Annotated in this window: 17 protein-coding genes; 3 read left to right on the plus strand and 14 right to left on the minus strand. The window is 46.4% G+C overall.

Annotated elements, in window-relative coordinates:
• Positions 1–310: 310 nt before the first annotated feature.
• The 13 genes from phoH to O1Q74_RS13040 form a co-directional block, all read right to left on the minus strand.
• Positions 311–1,099 carry a phosphate starvation-inducible protein PhoH gene (phoH, locus tag O1Q74_RS12980; RefSeq protein ID WP_015840764.1) on the minus strand — a complete coding sequence of 263 codons (789 nt, stop codon included), beginning with the start codon at positions 1,097–1,099 and terminating at the stop codon, positions 311–313.
• Positions 1,100–1,630: 531 nt separating this feature from the next.
• The gene (fliZ, locus tag O1Q74_RS12985) at positions 1,631–2,146 is read right to left on the minus strand and encodes a flagella biosynthesis regulatory protein FliZ (RefSeq protein WP_263057629.1); all 516 of its coding nucleotides are present in this window, start codon (positions 2,144–2,146) and stop codon (positions 1,631–1,633) included.
• A gap of 201 nt (positions 2,147–2,347) precedes the next feature.
• Entirely contained in the window at positions 2,348–3,070 is a 723-nt protein-coding gene (locus O1Q74_RS12990) for an RNA polymerase sigma factor FliA (protein WP_271873652.1), read from the minus strand.
• 559 nt (positions 3,071–3,629) lie between these two features.
• Positions 3,630–4,361, minus strand: coding sequence for a hypothetical protein (locus O1Q74_RS12995; RefSeq protein ID WP_271873654.1), 732 nt, complete (start codon positions 4,359–4,361; stop codon positions 3,630–3,632).
• A gap of 28 nt (positions 4,362–4,389) precedes the next feature.
• Complete coding sequence (locus O1Q74_RS13000) at positions 4,390–5,595, minus strand: acyl-CoA reductase (RefSeq protein WP_271873656.1); 1,206 nt, start codon at positions 5,593–5,595, stop codon at positions 4,390–4,392.
• Positions 5,579–6,661, minus strand: coding sequence for a LuxE/PaaK family acyltransferase (locus tag O1Q74_RS13005; protein ID WP_271873659.1), 1,083 nt, complete (start codon positions 6,659–6,661; stop codon positions 5,579–5,581). The genes O1Q74_RS13000 and O1Q74_RS13005 overlap by 17 nt, the downstream gene beginning before the upstream one ends.
• A complete protein-coding gene (locus O1Q74_RS13010) occupies positions 6,648–8,060 on the minus strand; it encodes an AMP-binding protein (RefSeq protein ID WP_271873661.1) in 1,413 nt (470 codons plus the stop codon). The genes O1Q74_RS13005 and O1Q74_RS13010 overlap by 14 nt, the downstream gene beginning before the upstream one ends.
• A 43-nt stretch (positions 8,061–8,103) precedes the next feature.
• A complete protein-coding gene (locus O1Q74_RS13015) occupies positions 8,104–8,847 on the minus strand; it encodes an SDR family NAD(P)-dependent oxidoreductase (protein ID WP_271873663.1) in 744 nt (247 codons plus the stop codon).
• Positions 8,848–9,011: 164 nt separating this feature from the next.
• Positions 9,012–9,248: an acyl carrier protein gene (locus O1Q74_RS13020; protein WP_271873665.1), complete on the minus strand. Its 237-nt coding sequence runs from the start codon at positions 9,246–9,248 to the stop codon at positions 9,012–9,014.
• A 21-nt stretch (positions 9,249–9,269) separates the two neighbouring features.
• The gene (locus O1Q74_RS13025; protein ID WP_271873666.1) at positions 9,270–9,917 is read right to left on the minus strand and encodes an acetyltransferase; all 648 of its coding nucleotides are present in this window, start codon (positions 9,915–9,917) and stop codon (positions 9,270–9,272) included.
• Positions 9,914–11,068 (minus strand): DegT/DnrJ/EryC1/StrS family aminotransferase, encoded by a 1,155-nt coding sequence (locus O1Q74_RS13030; protein ID WP_271873667.1) that lies wholly within the window; start codon positions 11,066–11,068, stop codon positions 9,914–9,916. The genes O1Q74_RS13025 and O1Q74_RS13030 overlap by 4 nt, the downstream gene beginning before the upstream one ends.
• A gap of 119 nt (positions 11,069–11,187) precedes the next feature.
• The gene (locus tag O1Q74_RS13035) at positions 11,188–14,670 is read right to left on the minus strand and encodes an O-linked N-acetylglucosamine transferase family protein (RefSeq protein WP_271873670.1); all 3,483 of its coding nucleotides are present in this window, start codon (positions 14,668–14,670) and stop codon (positions 11,188–11,190) included.
• 217 nt (positions 14,671–14,887) lie between these two features.
• Positions 14,888–15,763 (minus strand): flagellin N-terminal helical domain-containing protein, encoded by an 876-nt coding sequence (locus O1Q74_RS13040; RefSeq protein WP_271873671.1) that lies wholly within the window; start codon positions 15,761–15,763, stop codon positions 14,888–14,890.
• 940 nt (positions 15,764–16,703) lie between these two features.
• Between O1Q74_RS13040 and fliD the strand changes: the two genes are divergently transcribed.
• From fliD to fliT, 3 genes are read left to right on the plus strand one after another with little or no spacing between them, the layout of a single operon-like run.
• Positions 16,704–18,110 (plus strand): flagellar filament capping protein FliD, encoded by a 1,407-nt coding sequence (fliD, locus tag O1Q74_RS13045; RefSeq protein WP_271873673.1) that lies wholly within the window; start codon positions 16,704–16,706, stop codon positions 18,108–18,110.
• Positions 18,111–18,135: 25 nt separating this feature from the next.
• On the plus strand, positions 18,136–18,549 hold the full coding sequence (gene fliS / locus O1Q74_RS13050) for a flagellar export chaperone FliS (RefSeq protein WP_271873675.1): 414 nt from the start codon (positions 18,136–18,138) through the stop codon (positions 18,547–18,549).
• A complete protein-coding gene (gene fliT, locus O1Q74_RS13055) occupies positions 18,546–18,920 on the plus strand; it encodes a flagella biosynthesis regulatory protein FliT (protein WP_271873677.1) in 375 nt (124 codons plus the stop codon). Before fliS ends, fliT begins: the two co-directional genes overlap by 4 nt.
• 125 nt (positions 18,921–19,045) lie before the next feature.
• Here fliT and fliE read toward each other — a convergent pair whose 3' ends face one another.
• Positions 19,046–19,360, minus strand: coding sequence for a flagellar hook-basal body complex protein FliE (gene fliE, locus O1Q74_RS13060; RefSeq protein ID WP_271873679.1), 315 nt, complete (start codon positions 19,358–19,360; stop codon positions 19,046–19,048).
• Positions 19,361–19,377: the final 17 nt, after the last annotated feature.

Raw genomic sequence — 19,377 nt, forward strand, 5'->3', positions numbered from 1 at the left:
AAGAAGAGGACGACATCACAATAATTCAGGCATACCGGGAATTCAGAGGAAAATTCAAGAAGATTTTAACTATTAATAAGAATAAAAATGTAGGTTTACACTCATAAAAAAGATACCGCTAAACACAATAAGACACTCAATGAAGAGGAACTCGCGCAATACTACCGTAAAAAAAGGGCTTTATCCTGAGTAGATTAGTCGATGGGATTACCGATATGTACACACCTGATAAAAAAACGCCCCTGATATAACTCAAGGACGTTTTTTATCGTGATAGCACAGGCGTCTTCATTCCCGAACCATACAGGCGTCAGCCATAGGCATGGAGCGTACGCTGACACAGCGCCGATCGCACGCAGTCCTCTTTACCGAAAGAGACCACGCCAATCATATCATCCTCAACAAAGCGCTCCAGTGCATCGCGCAGGCCGGATTTCACCCCAGCAGGCAAGTCGCACTGCGTCACATCACCATTGACGATAACCGTGACATTCTCGCCCAAACGCGTCAGGAACATTTTCATTTGGTTCACCGTCACGTTTTGCGCTTCATCCAGAATCACAACCGCATTTTCAAATGTCCGCCCACGCATATACGCAAAAGGCGCAATTTCAACTTTGGCGATTTCCGGCCGCAAACAATACTGCATGAAAGAGGCCCCCAGCCGACGCAAAAGTATGTCGTAAACCGGGCGGAAATAAGGCGCAAACTTCTCCGCAATATCTCCAGGTAAAAAGCCAAGATCCTCGTCGGCCTGTAATACCGGCCGCGTAACAATAATACGCTCAACCTCTTTATGGATTAGTGCCTCCGCCGCTTTCGCAGCGCTCAGATACGTTTTACCGCAGCCAGCTTCACCTGTGGCAAAAATCAACTGTTTGTTTTCTATCGCAGACAAGTAATGTTCCTGGGCAGCCGTACGGGCTTGAATAACGGAATTATCGCGATTCTCACGCGCCATTCCGATTGCTTCAATCCCGCCCATCTGTACCAGAGAAGTGACCGATTCTTCCTCACGCTGACGATGGCTACGCGACTCACGACGAATAACGCGTTTTGCTTCACGACGAGCTTTGATCACTGCTTTTTGTCTTCCCATAGTGGCACCTTACAGTTTGTTTCACTTACCGCACTGATCTACAGCGCGTGACGTTTAACTCACTAACGAGGTTAGGCTTCCTTATTAAGCCAATAGCGGACAGAAAATACACATGATTCATCCACGAACCGAGTGAAAAACGGACAACGCGTTCATGGATAGAAAGAGAAAATACACGGAGAGTTTGGGTAACAAGAGAATGGGGCAGCGTTGAAAATAAGTGGGAGGAACATCCCTCGCATCGGCGAGTCAGCAGCGTAGAATCTTGACATCGACTACAAAGTCCAGAAAAGGACATTACCATTCGCGTTCCTCACTGTGACAACGACTATTCCACTGAATAATGATTGATCGCATCGTAGAACTACTGCTAACCATTACCTAAAAATTAGTGCCGAATGATTTCAGTAGTATGACAGTGCAATAATTTGCCCCTGCAATGCAAGCACTTTTTACACTGTCATAACATTTACGTATAGTCAGTATCCCATGGTTTGGCAATGTCAGCCTGAGAACGACGTATTATGTACGTCAGAAATGCCGCTGCCAGTCCAGATATTGATCGTATTTTCGTAAGGCACTGCGGTAAATATTTTGCTCAATATCGGGAAGGTAATCACACACGCGCTGCTGTACCCCATCGCGGTGCCGGGAAAAGGTTTCTGTGGGATAGTTATTGGCCGCCAGCAGTTCGTCCAACCGCCGTAGGCGAATGACATACTCGCGCATCGTGCTATGGCGAACTTCAGTCTGTTCGATCAGATACTGTGTGAAAGCTTTAATATCGAAATAGCTAGCAGTCGTATTGCATAATATTTCGCTACAAAAGCGGCAAAGTGGGATTAATTCCTGTTGCAGACCGGACCATATTTCGTCGTCGATAAGCCTGTCGATGCTGCCAATCGATTTTTTATTGATAAGCTGATTGCGAAATACCAGTGAAACGCGGTCGAGTTCTTTATCACACTGGGAACAGTTGGTCTGTCTGTGTTTGAAGTCTTTCAGATAACGGCTTAGCAGCTGTTTCTTCCGAATTGATGGGTGCATGAATCCATTCCATGACGATATATAACTTCAAGGTAAAGCAATAGCACCTTCATTACACCAGGAATGGCGGAGTGCTAAAAACAGGTAGCATTAATCATTTAAATACAGATGAAAAACACTCATCAATATTCAAATGTTGCCATGATCCTGCGCTTCAGAGACTGAAGATATATTTGATAACAGTATTCCTACGCAGCGCAATTAAACATCGTTCATTAATTTCACGCGCAGGCGCTTTATCGCCTGGCTATGCAACTGACTGACTCTCGACTCCCCGACTTCGAGAACGGCACCGATCTCTTTCAGGTTCAACTCTTCCTGATAGTAAAGCGTCAATACCAATTTCTCACGCTCTGGCAGGCTTTCAATTGCATCCATTACACGATGGCGCAAATTGCCTTCCATCAGTTGATGTAACGGGTTCGCATCTTCATTGCCTTCCAGTAGAGCCTCTGCGCTGTCACCATGTTCTTCACGCCATTCATCGTAAGAAAAAAGCTGGCTGTTGTTCGTATCCAGCAATATCTGACGATAATCCTCAAGCGTAATATTCAGGGCATGCGCAACCTCTTGCTCCGTTGGAGTACGACCAAGCAGTTGTTCAGCCTGCTGCATTGCTTGTGCCACTTCCCGCGCATTACGCCGTACACTGCGTGGAGCCCAATCACGACTGCGTAATTCATCCAACATCGAACCGCGAATCCGTTGAACGGCATAGGTCGTAAAGGCCGTACCTTGCAACGAATCATAGCGCTCGACTGCGCTGAGCAAACCGATACCACCAGCCTGTAGCAGATCGTCAAGCTCAACACTTGCGGGGAGACGAACCTGTAAACGCAAGGCTTCATGGCGCACTAGTGGAACATAGCGCTTCCAAAGGGAATTTTTATCCATTGTGCCTTCGGCGGTATACAAATCGCTCACAGTGACAAATACCTACGATGATAATGTTATCGACACTATTATGCTTTTAGGTAGGGTAGCCAATCGTCTGAATAGCGTCAAAAAAGAAGGGTTATTCCTGCTATGTATGACAGGATTAAGTAAAGAGTCTACGGTAAGAAGCACAAGGGCACTCACATGTGACGTAATGAGACACCAGATTTGTGATGTATATCTACTTCTGGCACGGGGGAATTCCAGCATGTTTCCCGAATAGATAAACGGCTCTTCCTCTCCTTAGAAGACTAACGGTAATTCGTCCCATTTAGTACCGATAAATATAATATGAGTGATGAAAAATCATTATATATCCGCGACCATTGAATATTTTTGATATTACGCGGTAAAAAGATCTCGCTCAGTGATTAAGATAATTACAGCAACGATGGTAGCAGTCATGTTGTAAGGCAGCAATAATTTTCCCAATACGGCTGCTTACGGCTAGGGGGAATTAGCTACTCCCATATTCTCATGAGCACTTTTAATGAGAGTAACTAGTTACCCAGATAGTGGGAGCTCTCCCTTACGGCAGAAACTGAGATTATATTGGTTTTTTCTCTCTCTCACGAATCCATCTATTTCGCTTTTCTTTTAGCTTGGCGAGCATAGCCAAACTTTTTCCTTCATCAATAGTGAGGTCGGTAAGATAACAATCTTTTGTTTCCTGTAACCAGGCAAACAGGTCCGGAGTATCCCACCAGGCCAGATCGAGCAATGCTTCACGTATTTTTTCAGAAAACCGAAAACGAATCAGTTTCGCCGGGCTACCCGCATAAATGCCATAGGGCTCAGATCTGAAATTAGGGGGCAGTAGCGATCTTGCTCCAATCACACAGCCATTTTCGATGATTCCGCCGCCCAGCATCATAACTTCGTCACCGATCCAAACGTCATTCTTTATGATCGAATCAGCATATTGAGGTATAAAACTGTCTAAACCACCACCATACATTGAAAACATGGCTGTGGAGATCGTTCTCATTTCATGCTGGCCGTTCAGGAGAAGTTTTACCCGCAATCCGCCAGACACAAAACGGCCAACGCGCAAATTTTGAACGCCAGAATCATATTTCACGATGGAGCCCACACCAAACCCAGATGCTTTGCCAATGTAAAACATGCCTGACTCTGATTCCTCTCCCAGCCAATTTTGAAAGAAATCATGAGGTATCAAGCTAAAGAATCCATCCTCGTAGCTGACAACCTTAAACTGTTTTGCCCAAGGGTGGGTTTCATCGAACCCGGTACAATCGTCATCTGTTGTAATTTGCATAGAAATCTCAAAATATAAAATCAGTCATTCAAAGTGATACCGACACGGTACGCGAAAGGATGTAGATCAGGTCATAACCGTCCCAATGCAGACCGAAATCCATGGTTTTGCCCACAGCGACCACTCTATCAATGCCAGCAGGACGATAACCGCGTAAAAACGCGTCGATATTTTCTTTCTCTACGCCAAGTACGGAGAGTGTTTGGCAACGCTCATCACATACGGGGAGAATTTCAGCAATATCGTGTGCCAGATACTCAAGGAAGTATCCACCGACCTCGGTAAAACGCATGGTGGTGTCATCAAGAGCAGCAATTTGTACCCGGTAGACCAGATTATTACTGTCAGAGGCCTTCTTTACCCCCTCTTTGGTGGCACTTAGTACACAGAACTGCCCCAGTTTTTTGATGGCAACCGCTTCCTGCAACTGATACTTTTCCTGCGATAATTGCTCAAATTCGCGCCAGAAGGCAGCACGTGCGGGCGTGGTTGCTGAATCCTCACCAAGCCACACCACCAGTCGAGGCGAGGTACACGCGTTCTGATCGGTCAGGAAGGTATCATTATAAAAACGCTCGGCTATCGCACGTTTATCCGACATTGTCAGGTAATTTGCCGCATCAATCAGGGCAAACGAATATCGATTGGCAAACGTGATATCTATCCCCCGCGCGCCAAGGGGCGATTGACGCAGTGCGCCGATGGTGTCATCTCCCCCCCAAATGAGTCGGCTCTGGCAGTAGGCTGACAGGGTGTCATTGATCGATTTGTTGCGATCGTAACGAATCAGACACAGGTATGGCGCGATAGCCGGCCATTCACGCAATGTATCGCTGAGCGCCTCGCATATTATGGCGACCTGCATGAAATCGCGCGAAGGCACCCTGACGATATTGGCATTGCCGCTCAGAAGCCCCACGGCCAGTGAATAGGCAAAGTTAACGGCAACGTTAGACGGTGCAATGTGAAATGCAATGCCGCGTCCTCGACGTGATGACAGGTCCGGATAAGTCTGGCGCATCTGCAATACAGAACTTTTTCGGCACCAAAATGCCAAACTTATAACGTCAGGGAAGGTTTTCGCCAGTGGATGGCGCAGCAAACGTTTGGTCAGTGCATCAAGAAAATTGATGATCTGTGCATCAAACGGAGGCAATGCGCGCTGCACAGCCATCCGTTCGAGCACATCACTGTCACCAACCAGGAAGGATATGTGGTCAAAATTGTGCGGCATAGGTATCACTGCACCCTCGCAATTCGGCATTTTTTACGCGTCCAAGGATCTTGAAATACTTACCTTTCCTGCCACAAGTGCAGTCATCCTCACCTAAAATCACCCCTTGATCTTCTGTCAAGAGTGAATGTCCTGGATAAGATTCTGGAATGAGAGACAGCACCTGGATGATACCGGGTTGCCCGTGCTGGCATACAGAAAAATCATGATGATCGCGGATGATAATATCGGAGAAAATACTGGCATGCAGATGCCCTGCTTCACACTGCATGTAAATACATCCCGTTTGTTCCACCATACCGTAGTAGTCGTGAACGCGTGGAATACCACATACATCATGCAGCGCAGCAGAAAAATCGGCAGGCGACGCGGCTTCAGATTGCAGCTTTTTCCAGCCCCCCCCATGAATCAAAATGCCTTTGGAAAGATCGAGTTTTTCGCCCAATGCCAAAAGTTGTTTGTAAAAATGCTGCCAGACCATAAAAGTGAAGCCGAACAGCAATATGGGTTTATCGCCATGTTTTTCAATAAAGGCACGTATTGTCGGCAGATCTAAAGCCATTGTGTCGTCAAGAGCATAAGTTCTATCCGTCCCAAAGATCGAAAAGCCCAAAATGCCAGCACCGCGAGCAGAAAATAATCGGCGATCCTTCATTACGGAGGGTGAATCAATGATCAGCAGCGGCAAACGAGTTGCGCCTAAATAATCAGAAACTATTTTTACTAATGTTTTCTGCTGATTAGCGGCAGTGTTTCTGTCCAAAAAGATCTTCGATACACGCTGACCCGTCGTACCAGAAGATGTCATGGTTTTCACCACTTGCTCCGATTCAACGCTCAGTAAATCGATATTTTTAAACAATGAAACGGGCAGTAGCGGAATATCCTCAATCGCATTCAAGGAGTCAACATCGGTTCCCTGCGCGTCGAGGATGCGACGGTAGGCAGCACAGTGCTCATAATGGTGTAACGTCAGCCCGCGTAAACGCTCCATCATCAGCGCCCGCTTTTCATCGAGCACCAATGAATATGGCAGATGCGTTAGGATCTCATCAAATGGCGTCATAATGTGCATCCAATTGGCTATAGAGGATCTTTCCGGCATTATTTTTTGGCAAGACAGTCAGCACTTTCACGCGTATCGCGACATGATTTAACTGCGTCTTTTGCACAACCAACTGTTTAACTGCCTCACTCAATTTATCATCCGTGATAAACAGATACAGTCGATCATCCGTCCCCCCGCACGCACACTCAAGTTCAGGGAAGGCCCCTCGGACGATGCCTTCTACTTCATCGAGTCCAATACGGTTACCAAACATTTTCAAAAAGCGTTTTTTACGGCCAACAACATAGTAATAACCGTCGTCATCACGGCGGACCATATCACCAGTGACCAGACGGCCATTCCTTTCATCGCCTTTTTGCAAATCGTCACCGCATTGCGCATAGCCTAGCGTTACATTGTCGCCAAAGTAGACCAATTCACCCACACGATCGCTGCCCTCGATCGTATTGCCTTCTTCATCAATGATATTAAAGCGCCCACCCGGAATCGGTTTGCCCATACTGCCGCACTTTTCCAGCGCCTTATCGGCGGGTAAATAGCCCATGCGTGACGTTGCCTCTGCCGCCCCGTACATCACAATAAACGCTCTGCCGCTCTCCTGCGCATAGCGGGCAAATTCGAGATGTAAATCGGGGTGAAGCTTACCACCCGCCTGAGTCAGGGTTTTAAGTGACGGAAGTTTCATCGTCATGAAGCGCAGTTTTTTTAGCATTTCATAGGTATAAGGCACTCCGGCGATCGAACTGGCTTCATAGTCCTTGATGAAAGCCCAAAACTCTCTTTGCATGATGCCACGGGTTGTCAGCAATATCGTTGCGCCGCGCAGTAAATGGCTGTTGATGATCGACAGCCCGTATACGTAATTCATGGGCAAATTCAACACCGGGCGTTCACCGCTGTCGATCGCCAGATAGTCAGCAATACTGGTCGCATTACTCAGCAAATTGAGGCGGCTTTGCCGCACCAGACGCGGACTGCCCGTTGAGCCCGACGTAGACATCAGCAGTGCCAGGCTCTCATGCATTGGGTAACCATCGAGCCCCGTGGACACAAGTTCATAGTTTTCAACGGTAAAAAGCGCATCATCACAGGGTCCATGCTCGCCGAATGGCCGCCACAGATAACCCGGACGATAGGTTGCGATAAGTTGGTCACACAGCGCAGGATCGAGATCTTTATCCAGCATCAAGGGGACGATGTCATGGGTCAAAAAACTCACATAGCCAATCAGCGACCCGAAGGTATTTTCGCAAAAAGAAAACACCAGCGACCTCGCGGGAAGAGAGTTGGCCAGCTTCTGCGCAAGGTCCAATAATTGACCATAACGTAGTTCGCGCCCGTCTTCATTAACGGCGGCTATCGCCAACGTGTCATGCTGTGACAGATTAAGAAACATGAAGATGGCCACCACAATAATCGATTAACTGACGATTCATGTTTCAACTTACTCCGCCATCAATTCGAATAACCTGCCCGGTAATATAGCTCGCAGCGTCAGAGGCAAGAAAAACGGCAAGTTCTGCCACTTCATTGGGCTCACCGGCGCGCCTCAGATGTGTCGCATTGCGGGTAGACTCCAGAATATGTGGGGGCAAGGTGTCAAGCATTTCCGTGTCAATAATGCCAGGGGCAATACAGTTTGCCCTTATTCCTATTTCGCCCAATTCTGCCGCAATCGATTTTGTCATCGCAATAACAGCCGCTTTGGATGCGCCATAAGCCGATTTCCCAGGATTACCATCACAGGCGACGACCGACGCTATATTAATGATACTTCCCTTCTTCTGTCGCGACATCAACTTGGTAATATATTGAGTGAAGAAATAAACCGAGAAAAAATTCACCTCGAACTGCTTACGCAGCACTTCCTCACTGGTCATCTGAAACAAGGCATTAACAATAATGCCGGCATTGTTAATCACAGCATCAATCGGCCTCTTATCACTCATCACGCGTTTAACCGCGAGTTTCATGGCTGAAGAATCAGTCATGTCAAAGCAGATTGGCCAAACATCAACCTGATACTGGTCCGCAACGCGCTGTAATTCAGCTAACCATTCCGGATCCTCTTGGCGAGCATGGGCATAGATGTTAGCGCCATTGGCAGCAAAAACATCCAACATTGCACGCCCAACGCCGCGACGGGTTCCGGTGATTAATACATTTTTCCCTTGCAATACCATAGTTTGCACTCCGGCCTTTAAAACAAGTCATCGAAAGTGAAAGCCGCATTATTTGCAGCCATACCGATAGCGCATTTATAGGTCATACTGCGTTTGATCATTTTCTGCATCACAGCGTATTCCGTAACAGCGAGAAAATCTTCAGCAGGAAGCATGGCCATGCCTTAAAATTCAATATCGTATTTCTTCAGAATTTCTATCCCCTTCTCATAGGAAGAGAAATCAATGATGTCATCAGTATCAATCATGATATCGAAGGCTTCTTCCATCGCGACGATCATTGTCATATGTCCAACAGAATCCCAGGATGCCGTGTCCTGATAAGCGAATCCGGGCAAAACATCCGGAGAGATGGCAAAAGTGTCAGTGAAAATTTTGTTATATTTTTCGAGAGAACTCATTTTTGTTTACCTGTTTAAAATTTACTTAAAGACACGCCCGGATTCATTCTTTCTCATCACTCTGGCAGGGTTACCCAACACAATGACACCAGGCTCAATATCATTAAACACAACCGCGCCCATGCTGACGATAACATCGTCACCGATCGTAGTTTTCTCTTTAACCGCGACATTCATACCAATAAAAACCCGGGAACCCATATGGCAATTACCTGCTAAGGAAACGCCCGGCGAGATCACCGAGTGATTCTCAATGACGCAATCATGCCCTATACATATATTAGGTTGAAGGTAGGCGTTATCCTTAACCGTGATATCACATGAAATCGATGCCCCCTGGCATACCACCACACCGTTACCCAGTGTGGTGCAAGCAGGGATATCCACAGACGGGTGAACCAGCGTGGCTAATGTTAATTGATTTTCTTCTATTTTCTCTGCAATTGTATGCCGTGCAGCTGGCTCACCAATCGCAATCACTATTTCCAAACCGGTGAGATTGCTGACAGACGCAAAGTCAGTCACTTGGATGCCTTTAAGCACGCCTCCGGGATTAAAATCATCAATAAAAATGAACTCATCCCAACGGTTCTGAGTAGCATTAATGATCTGCGCCAGGCGCAACACTTCACGCCCCAACCCCCCAGCGCCATAAATCCCCAATTTCATATTGACGTTCCTTCCTGGTGTTCAGCCGTGCTGACCATAGACGCATTGCTCTGCGCCAAAATCGCCATGATTACGCGCTCTTGATCTTCGGGCAACAGATCGGCGTAAATAGGCAAACATAGCACAACATCAGCAACAGACTGAGCAACCGGCAAATTATCTTGACTGGCACTATCGAGACCACGATACATTGGGAAAGAACTGATTAAAGGATAAAAATAGCGCCGCGAAAAAATGTTCACTTCTTTCAATAATGAATAAAGTTCATCGCGTGTACAGGGAAAATCTTTACCGATAAAGATGGGGTAATACGCGTAGTTCCAATCAATGCCCTGCGGCACATTTATTAGCCCTATCCCAGGAAGGTTTTGCAAAGCATCAGAATAACGTTGGTAGATTCTCCGCCGTTGCTCCAACGCGTGATCAATGTGTTGAAGCTGCAACATGCCAAATGCCGCTTGTACCTCATTCATCTTGCCGTTGATGCCCGGAGCCATGACAGTCACTTCATCAGCAAAACCAAAATTCTTTAGATAATCGATACGTTTTTTTGTTTTTGCATCAGGACAAATGATCGCACCACCTTCAATGGTATTGAAAACCTTGGTTGCATGGAAACTCAGGATAGAGAGATCGCCATGGTTGAGGATACTGGTACCCTTTTGCTTCACGTCAAAAGCATGGGCGGCATCGTAAATAACTTTTAACCCATACGTATCGGCAATCTCTTGAATCCGGTCAACATTGGCAGGAATACCGTAACAATGAACTGGGAGTATGGCAGAGGTTGCTGGGGTAATCGCACGTTCTATCCTTTCGGGATCGAGATTACAGGTGATAGGATCGATATCAACAAATACGGGTTTCAAACCGTTCCACAACAGTGAATGGGAAGTAGCAACAAACGAATAAGGTGTTGTGATCACCTCGCCAGTGATACGCAATGCCTGCAAAGCAGTCAGCAGTGCCAATGTCCCATTAGAAAACAGGCAAAGATGCTCAACACCTAAGTGCTCTGCAAGTTTCTTTTCAAGTTGTTGATGGAAAGGCCCATTGTTAGTCAACCATTTGTTATCCCATATCTGTTCAAGATAGGGGACAAACTCCTCAAGAGGTGGGAGCAATGGGCTTGTGACGAAAATATTTTTCATAGTGCAAATCTCGTTTAAGCGCTCGCCTTTCCCTATAACTTCAGCTGAAAAACAGCGGGAAAGCCAAACTGACTAAGAGGGTGCCTCGGCAACCTGGGCTATCAAAATTCCACGTTGAATCAAAAACCGATTGCGTGATTTTTAGCAGGCTTGCCATCACAATAATCACGCCACACCGATCTTAATAGCATCTCAAAATGGGTGGCAGGCGTTACCCCTTCACGTTTGTTACATTGGAATTTCTGACGCATCGTCTGCCGATAGTGATTCAATTCCTCCAAGCGATCCTTCCAAGAGATCGCTTTACTCACATAATCTGTATCGGAATAAGCGATGAACGCCTCCAACCCTAACCAACTCAATGCGGCAACACCTTGCTGGGTTGGCAGCGTCTGGCCCGACAGCGTCAGCGTCGGAACCCCCATCCACAACGCATGGTTGGTGGTCGTGCCTCCGGTATACGGGAAGGTGTCGAGCAACACATCAATTTCATGGTGCAATGCCAGATAGTCGTGTATTGGCATTTTTTCTTTGAAAATCATCTGATTAGGTAAAACACCATAGGACTCAAGTTTGTTACGCACAATCTCAATATTCTTTTGCCCTTGTAGTGCCCCGATGATGAATTTACTGTCAGGCAACGCCGTTAATATTTCAGCCCACAGCTTGAGCATTTTATCGTTGAGCTTTTGCATGCGGTTCAAACTGCCAAAGGTTAAATAGCCTTTGCTGATAGCGGGCAATGGATTGACTTCAGGGCTATATTCATGCGGCGTAAACTGCTGCTCGCTGCGCGCATAAATAATTTTTTCCACAAACTGCCGATCGAAACGCTCCGGTAAGGGTTTCAGGTTCAAGATCAGAAAGTAGTCCATGGTCCGAAGACCTGTCGTGCCCGGGTAACCAATCCAACTTATTTGTACGGGTGCCGGTTTGAACCCGAACATGGGTAATCGGTTATGCCCCGTATGGCCAGACAGGTCAAACAAGATGTCGATCTGCTCGCGGTTGATGAGTTCAGCCAGCTCAATATCACTCATATCATAGACGGAATGCCACCCTTCGGCCGATTGCTGAAGCTGCTTGGTCGCATCATCGTTTAGGTTCGACGTAGCGAAAGCATAAAGCGAAAAATGCTCTCGATTAATATTATCCCAAAAGGGTTTTAAGAAATTCGTGACCGGGTGCTGCCCCAGATCACCGGAAACGAAACCAATGCGCAGTTTGCGATTGGGGTCGCGCAAGCCAAGGTGCGTAAAACGGCGCTGATAACGCTGAACATCCTTCATAACCAGATCACCAAACTCACAATGCTCCTCAAACAGCACCTCGGGCGTTTGTGTTGCATCGTGTGAAAGACTAAACAGGTAGTTGCTGTGCAGCGTATAGTTGTCAGGCGCTAATGCGCGCATACGGCGAAAACATTCAACGGCTTCAGGCATTCGTCCTTGATTACTGAGTAAACTGGCCAAATTACTCAACACATTGGCATTTTTCGGCGCGAACGACTCCGCCTTACGCATACATATTTCGGCCTGAGTAACATCACCGGTTTCTTTGTAGAGTGCGCTTAATAAATTCCATGAGGAGACATTCTGCGGGTCACAACGTAAAATTTTACGCGTCAGTCGGCCAGCATAGTAGTATTTATGGGTGTGCCAATAAACATGCGCCGCATCAAGATATACTGACCAACTGACCGCATGAAGGGCCAGTGTTTTCATCAGTGCCTTCAAGGCTTCGTCATAAGCCCCTGTTTTTAGATTGGTCTGCGCTAACAAATGCCAACCATGGATGCTGGAGGGGTGCGTTTTTACCAAAGCCTCCACCTTATGACGGGCTTCAGCAAAGTCATGTGCATCAATTAACGCCAAAATGTCCCGGTAAACCGTCTTATCAAGCGGTTTTTCAATTGATGCTTTGGTACTGCGTTTTTTTGATATAGTGGCAGCCGTTTTTTTATAACCCCCCACACTGGTTTCACTGGCATACATAATCAGCGAGCCCAAATAGCGCTCACTTTTGGCAGAAAATACCAATAGCAATTGCTGAAAATAATGCAACCAGGCTGAGGGATTACCCCATAAAACCCCAGCACTACGCAATCGCTCCATAAAAGCATAACAGTCTTCATTTAAAGGCAACTCAGCGTCGTTGCGCATCAACAATGCCAGGTAGCCTATCTCCTGCGCATTAATTTTCAGCGCGATGTTTTCATGCCATAAGTTAAAACCGACCAAGGTGCTATCCGCCACCAGCTTATCGTGCCATAGCGATTTCAGGGCCGGAAGCAACTGGAGCGAAGAGCATGTGCTAAGGTTGTAACCACTTTCTTGCAGACTGACATGGAGTTCATCAATACCGCGCGTGTACAGCATTTCAAGCACGTCCAATACGTCTTTACGATGCTGTTTAATCTCATTTTCTCGTTCAGGCGCTAAGGTATTGAACACCAGTTGATCAAAATTGACACTTTGCGGCCAGGCGTCACAGATTACGTCCATAACATGCAATGCCAGATCGTGGTTAACACCGATCACCGCATTTTTTCCCGAGCGAAAAGAATTGGTGACCAATGCGTCATCAGTAACATCCCGTTGAAAGCTACCTGCCCAATGAAAATCTTTCGCTCGCTGTAAGTCTGGCGCTGACAAGATACTGTCAGCGCGATTTTCTGGTACCAACAGGCTGAAACGCTGGCTACGTCCCACTGAAAAATCGAGATACTGCTGACTCACAATGTTATTGGCATCCGGGCTGATGGTAGCGGTTAGCTTGGCAACCTGTTCACCGTAATGCTTCGGTAATTCAGTATGCGGAAACAGATCGCCGACATAGGCTAAGCCAGAGCGATTTGCCACCGCATTGAAATCGACCAGATAACAAGGCTCGTTAATACCTTCCAGATAGGATAAGGCTAAGGTAAGATCGGATTGCGAATCAGCGTGCTGAATCAATGGCTTCAAGGCGGCATTAAGCGGATTGTTCTCGGCACTACCTAAGGATAAATAGGTCAGCATGGCACGCGCGCTGGCTAACCGCTGTTCTTGCGTTTCTGCAAGACTACCGTGCAGTTGAAAGGCATCGCGCAACGTTTCTGCTGCTTTCCAGCCTGGATAAGCATTCCAAGCCATGCAAATGATACCTTGTTTATTGAGATGTCGATGCGCCCACTCAAGCAATTCTCCGCGGATACTCTCATTGACTGCGCCAAAATGTCCGTGGATGATCACATAGTCAAATAATCCGAGCTCGGTGTTCAGCACTTCATCGAGGCTGGCTGTGGCTAACTGAATGTTCTCAACCCCGAGTTGCTTTAACGTTTCCACACCAGAAGCGATGGATTCATCATCAAGGTCCACACCGATAATACTGCTGTGCGGATATGACAAGGCAAAAGGCAGTAAATTCACACCAGAACCACACCCCAGTTCGATGACCCGTGCAGTTTCCGATTTGGCTGTGCGGACGCCATAAAGGTGTGCAGCGGCGCGAACGGCATCGGGCGAAACCAGTGGAACCCGAGAGCTCAATGAATCAGTGGCAACCGAAGAGGGTACTTTAGGTGATTGCGGGGCGGTTCGTGTATCAAGCGTGGCCAAGAGGATGTCCCTTACTGAAATAAACCTATTTGCTTTAGGATAATCTTTACGGTTGGGCTTAATCTAAAGAACACCGTACAGAAGCGGGCTTATTTCCTACTGTTTCCGTCTGAACACAAGCACCTACTCCCAGACTTTCCGTAGCGAAAACAAAAAACCAACCCGAAGGTTGGTTTTATATAGTCTGTCGTTATGCTTTTTAGCGTAACGTATGCGATTAACGCAGCAGAGACAGAACGGTCTGCGGAACCTGGTTTGCCTGTGCCAATACTGAAGTACCAGCCTGTTGCAGGATTTGGTTCTTGCTCATGTTGGACACTTCAGTTGCCACGTCAGCATCCTGAATACGGCTACGTGCAGACGTCAGGTTGGTGATGGTGTTGTTCAGGTTAGCAACGGTAGATTCAAAACGGTTCTGGATCGCACCCAGGGAGCTACGTTGAGTATCAACCGCTTTCAGTGCAGCATCAACGCTCGCCAATACGTTGGTTGCCAGAACGTCGAAGCCATCAACACTAACCTTACGGTCTGTAGCAGCAGTAACCTGACCACCAGTAGCGCCTGCAGTCAAGGTTGTGGTATGTTTGTTCCAACCAGCGTTAGAAGTCAGAGTGATACCGATGGTTTCGCCATCGTTCGCACCGACCTGGATGCTGATGGTAGTATCCGCAGTACTGTTAGCCAGGATTTTGATGCCGTTGAATTGGCTCTGGTCAGCAACACGGTTGATTTCAGCAACACGTTCATTGATTTCAGACTGCATGGAGTCGATATCAGAAGCAGAGTAAGTGCCGTTTTTCGCCTGGTTAGCCAGTTCACGAACACGCTGCAAGTTGTTGTTGATTTCGTTCAGAGAGCCTTCAGCAGTTTGAGCCAGAGAGATACCGTCGTTAGCGTTACGTGCAGCCTGAGTCATGCCGCGGATGTTAGCGGTGAAACGGTTAGCAATCGCCTGACCAGCAGCGTCATCTTTTGCGCTGTTGATACGAGAGCCAGAAGACAGACGTTCGATAGCCGTCCCCAGAGCTGCCTGAGATTTGTTCAGATTGTTTTGAGCCAACAGCGAAAGGCTGTTAGTATTGATGACTGCCATAATTGTATTCCTTTTCCAAGTTCAGGTCGGGTTAGGGCTATCGCCCACGGCTTTTATCACCGTAACCCTTGTATCGGCCCACTCAAAAAAAGCTTTAATGATTTTTAAAAAATTCTTCAGATAAATAGAAAACATCGTCCCTCATAATACAAAAAATAAAATTAGAAAATAAAATCAATAGGTACCCCCCATAAAAGATACTACTGGCGATAAAATACACACATCCGCCATCACCATTGCATACAGTGAAGAGATGTCGGAGGCTAACCTTATTACTGGCGTACAGATTACTGGCGTACAGGCGTAATCAGGCTAAATGTGAGGGCAAATCTGTAACAAGAGTAGACAAAATTACAGACCACTAGTCGGCCGAAGCCCCGTGGAATAAAAGAAAAAAATAGGACACCGCTTCATATGAACAATCCAATATTATTCAGTCCATGAAATAATGATGCAGACACAATTTTACCGTCAGAAGAGACTATTATATAGCCTGGAAGGAACCGGAAAGTGCGCCGTCACAGCGACATGCGCTATCCGACACCGTGGAGAGGACAACATTATATTGATACTGCGGGATGAGATGTGCCAGAGGGCCAAGGAGCGCCATCTGAATCGATGCTCAGAAAAAACGCGAAACTGGCAACCCAAAGATCCGGTGGCATTGAATCTGGAACGGAAAAGGCAGGCAGTCTGAATCAATCAGGGTGACAACTATCTTGGTACTTACCAAGGCTAGAGAGTACGGGGGGTCATTAGGGCTGACGAAGTCGGATATATGTGTGTGACTATTTTTGTCAGAAAAAGATCGGCCAGAGCGTGTCCATACTAAATTAGCAGCAAGAAAATCCGTAATAACTGGCATAAACAATCAATGCTAAACTTTTTTCATACTCCGCCGATAAACCGTTAACACTAGTCAAAACATTAAGGATTGATCATGGCAAGCATTAGTTTTACGGGTTCAACAAGTGGGCTCAGTACTGTCCTCACGCAATTAACCGAACTTGAACAGACCCGGATAAATCCGATCAAGACTCAGCAAACGTTATATGATAACCGCAGCAAAGCATTTGATACACTGAAGGCTGCAGTAACGAAGCTAGATACGGCAAATGATGCTCTGGCTAAAGCAAAAACCATAAACCAAACCACAGTATCAAGCACCAACACAGCCTTTACCGCTACCACTGTAAATGGAGCAGTAGCAGGTTCTTACCAGGTAGAGGTGCAAAACCTGGCGACAGCACATTCTTTACTTTCAGGTGAGTTTGATAGCAATAAAACTCAGTTGGGAGCAACCACGAATGGCACGCGGACTGTGACCATAAGCCAGCCGGGTCAAGAAAAACCACTGGAAATTACGCTTACCGACAGCCAAACAACGCTAGAAGGTATCCGTGATGCGATCAACAAAGCCAACGGTAACGTCGGTGCCAGCATAATCAAAGCGGACGATAATTCCTATTATTTGGCTCTTACATCAAAATCAACAGGCACCGATGGAAAAATGACCATAGCTGTTACTGGTGACAATACTCTTCAGGGAAAAATAGGTTACACCAGTGGCGCGACTAGCAACATGAATGAACAAGTCGCTGCAGAGAATGCGGTGATAAAGCTGAACGGCTCTGTGACAGTTACACGCCAAAGCAACACTATTTCCGATGCAATTGACGGTGTGACCCTAACTTTAAAAGCAGAAAATACGGCTGGAAAATCAGAGACACTGTCAATTAATACAGATACTGCACCAATGGAAGAAGCAGTGAAAAATTGGGTTGATGCCTACAACTCACTGCAAACCACCATTGGTACATTAACAAAATACACAGTTGTCGAAGTTGGTGCCTCCGCACAGAATACCAGCAACGGAGTGTTACTCGGCAATAGCACTGTGCGTGGAATTCAGACTCAGTTGAAAATGCAAATATCAAGTGCTCAAACGGGTGCTATCACCAACATGGCTCAGCTGGGTGTGAAACAAAACTCTTCAACAGGCATGTTAGAAATAGATTCAACTAAATTGCAAGCCGCGCTCAAAGATAACGCAACCGCAGTGGAAAACTTCTTTGTTGGAGATGGAAAAAACACGGGTTTTGCTACACAAATCGGCAGTTATCTTGATGGTGTTCTGAATTCAACGGATGGCACGATCAAAATTGCTAAAGATGGTATAGCTTCAACGATCAAGACACTTAAACAAACCTATGACCGCACACAGAAAAGTATCGATGATAATATCACTCGACTCAAAGCACAGTTTACTCAGTTAGATAAACTGGTCTCTCAAATGAACAGTACCAGTGATTATTTAACCACCCAATTAGCTCAACTGAGCAGCTAGGATGACGTGACTAAGAGGCCTATTGATGTACAGCAGAACAGGTAGTCAGGCCTACGCTAATGTGGGCCTCGAAAGTAGTGTGATGAGCGCAAGCCCCCACCAACTGATTACACTACTTTTCGATGGTGCTCACAGCGCGTTAGTACGAGCAAAAATTCTTATTGAGCAAGGCGATATTGCAGGTAAAGGCGCTGCAATATCCAAGGCCATTGATATTATCAATAATGGACTTAACGTGGGCCTTGACATGGAAAAAGGGGGCGAACTAGCAGAGAACCTTGCAGCGCTTTATGAGTACATGACGAGACGCCTGACGATTGCGAATCTCCATAATGATATAGACGTGATTGATGAAGTCGATATATTGTTGAGCAACATTGCGGATGCATGGCGCCAAATTCCCCATCAACAACAAACTGCGCATAGCGGAGCCACATGATGACACTTCAGCAACTGCTTGTTGAGTATCAACATCTTCAGCAATTGAGCAGACATATTCTTGCGTTAGCAACTAATGGTTCGTGGGATGAGGTGGTAGAGCAAGAAATTATTTACATACAAACCGTAGAAAACTTGAGTAAAACACCAATTCCAGAAAATCTAGACAGCGTAATACAGTTGCATTTTCGCAAAATTCTACGGGAAGTTATTGAGAGTGAAGCTCAAATAAAAACGTTATTACAAAAACGCATGGATGAGTTGAGTTTATTAATGCAAACATCTCTCAAACAGCATAATGTAAATTCTGTATACGGCGCTTTTTCAAAACAGGGGATTATCCCTGGAAACATTAACAACGGAAACGAATAGCTCAACAGGCATAGACACACTACAGAATGTGGTTCTCTTTACTCACTGAAAAAGGGCCAGTCCGTTGTTTCAGGATGGCCTTTTGATAGCGACTAAACAAGCAACTATCCATACGGTCGCTTAATTTAGACAGACATATTCATCACTTCCTGATACGCAGATACCAGTTTATTACGTACCTGAATACCCATCTGCATTGAAATAGATGACTTCTGCAAATCCACCATTACATCATTCAATGCGACACCTGGCACACCCAGAGTAAATTTTTCAGCCTGCGTACGAGCCGTCTGTTGCGTGTCGCTGATTTTATCAATTGCGGCTTTCAACTCACTGGCAAAACCAGGCTCTACCGATGGTCTGGCTATTGGCGTGCCAGCAGCCTGCAGGGCTTTGACCTGCATTTGCTGTAAAACGCTATCAATACCTTGAACCGACATAATACCTCACTAAACCA

Origin of the sequence: Pectobacterium sp. A5351 (assembly GCF_028335745.1) — a bacterium.
Classification (GTDB): Bacteria; Pseudomonadota; Gammaproteobacteria; order Enterobacterales; family Enterobacteriaceae; genus Pectobacterium.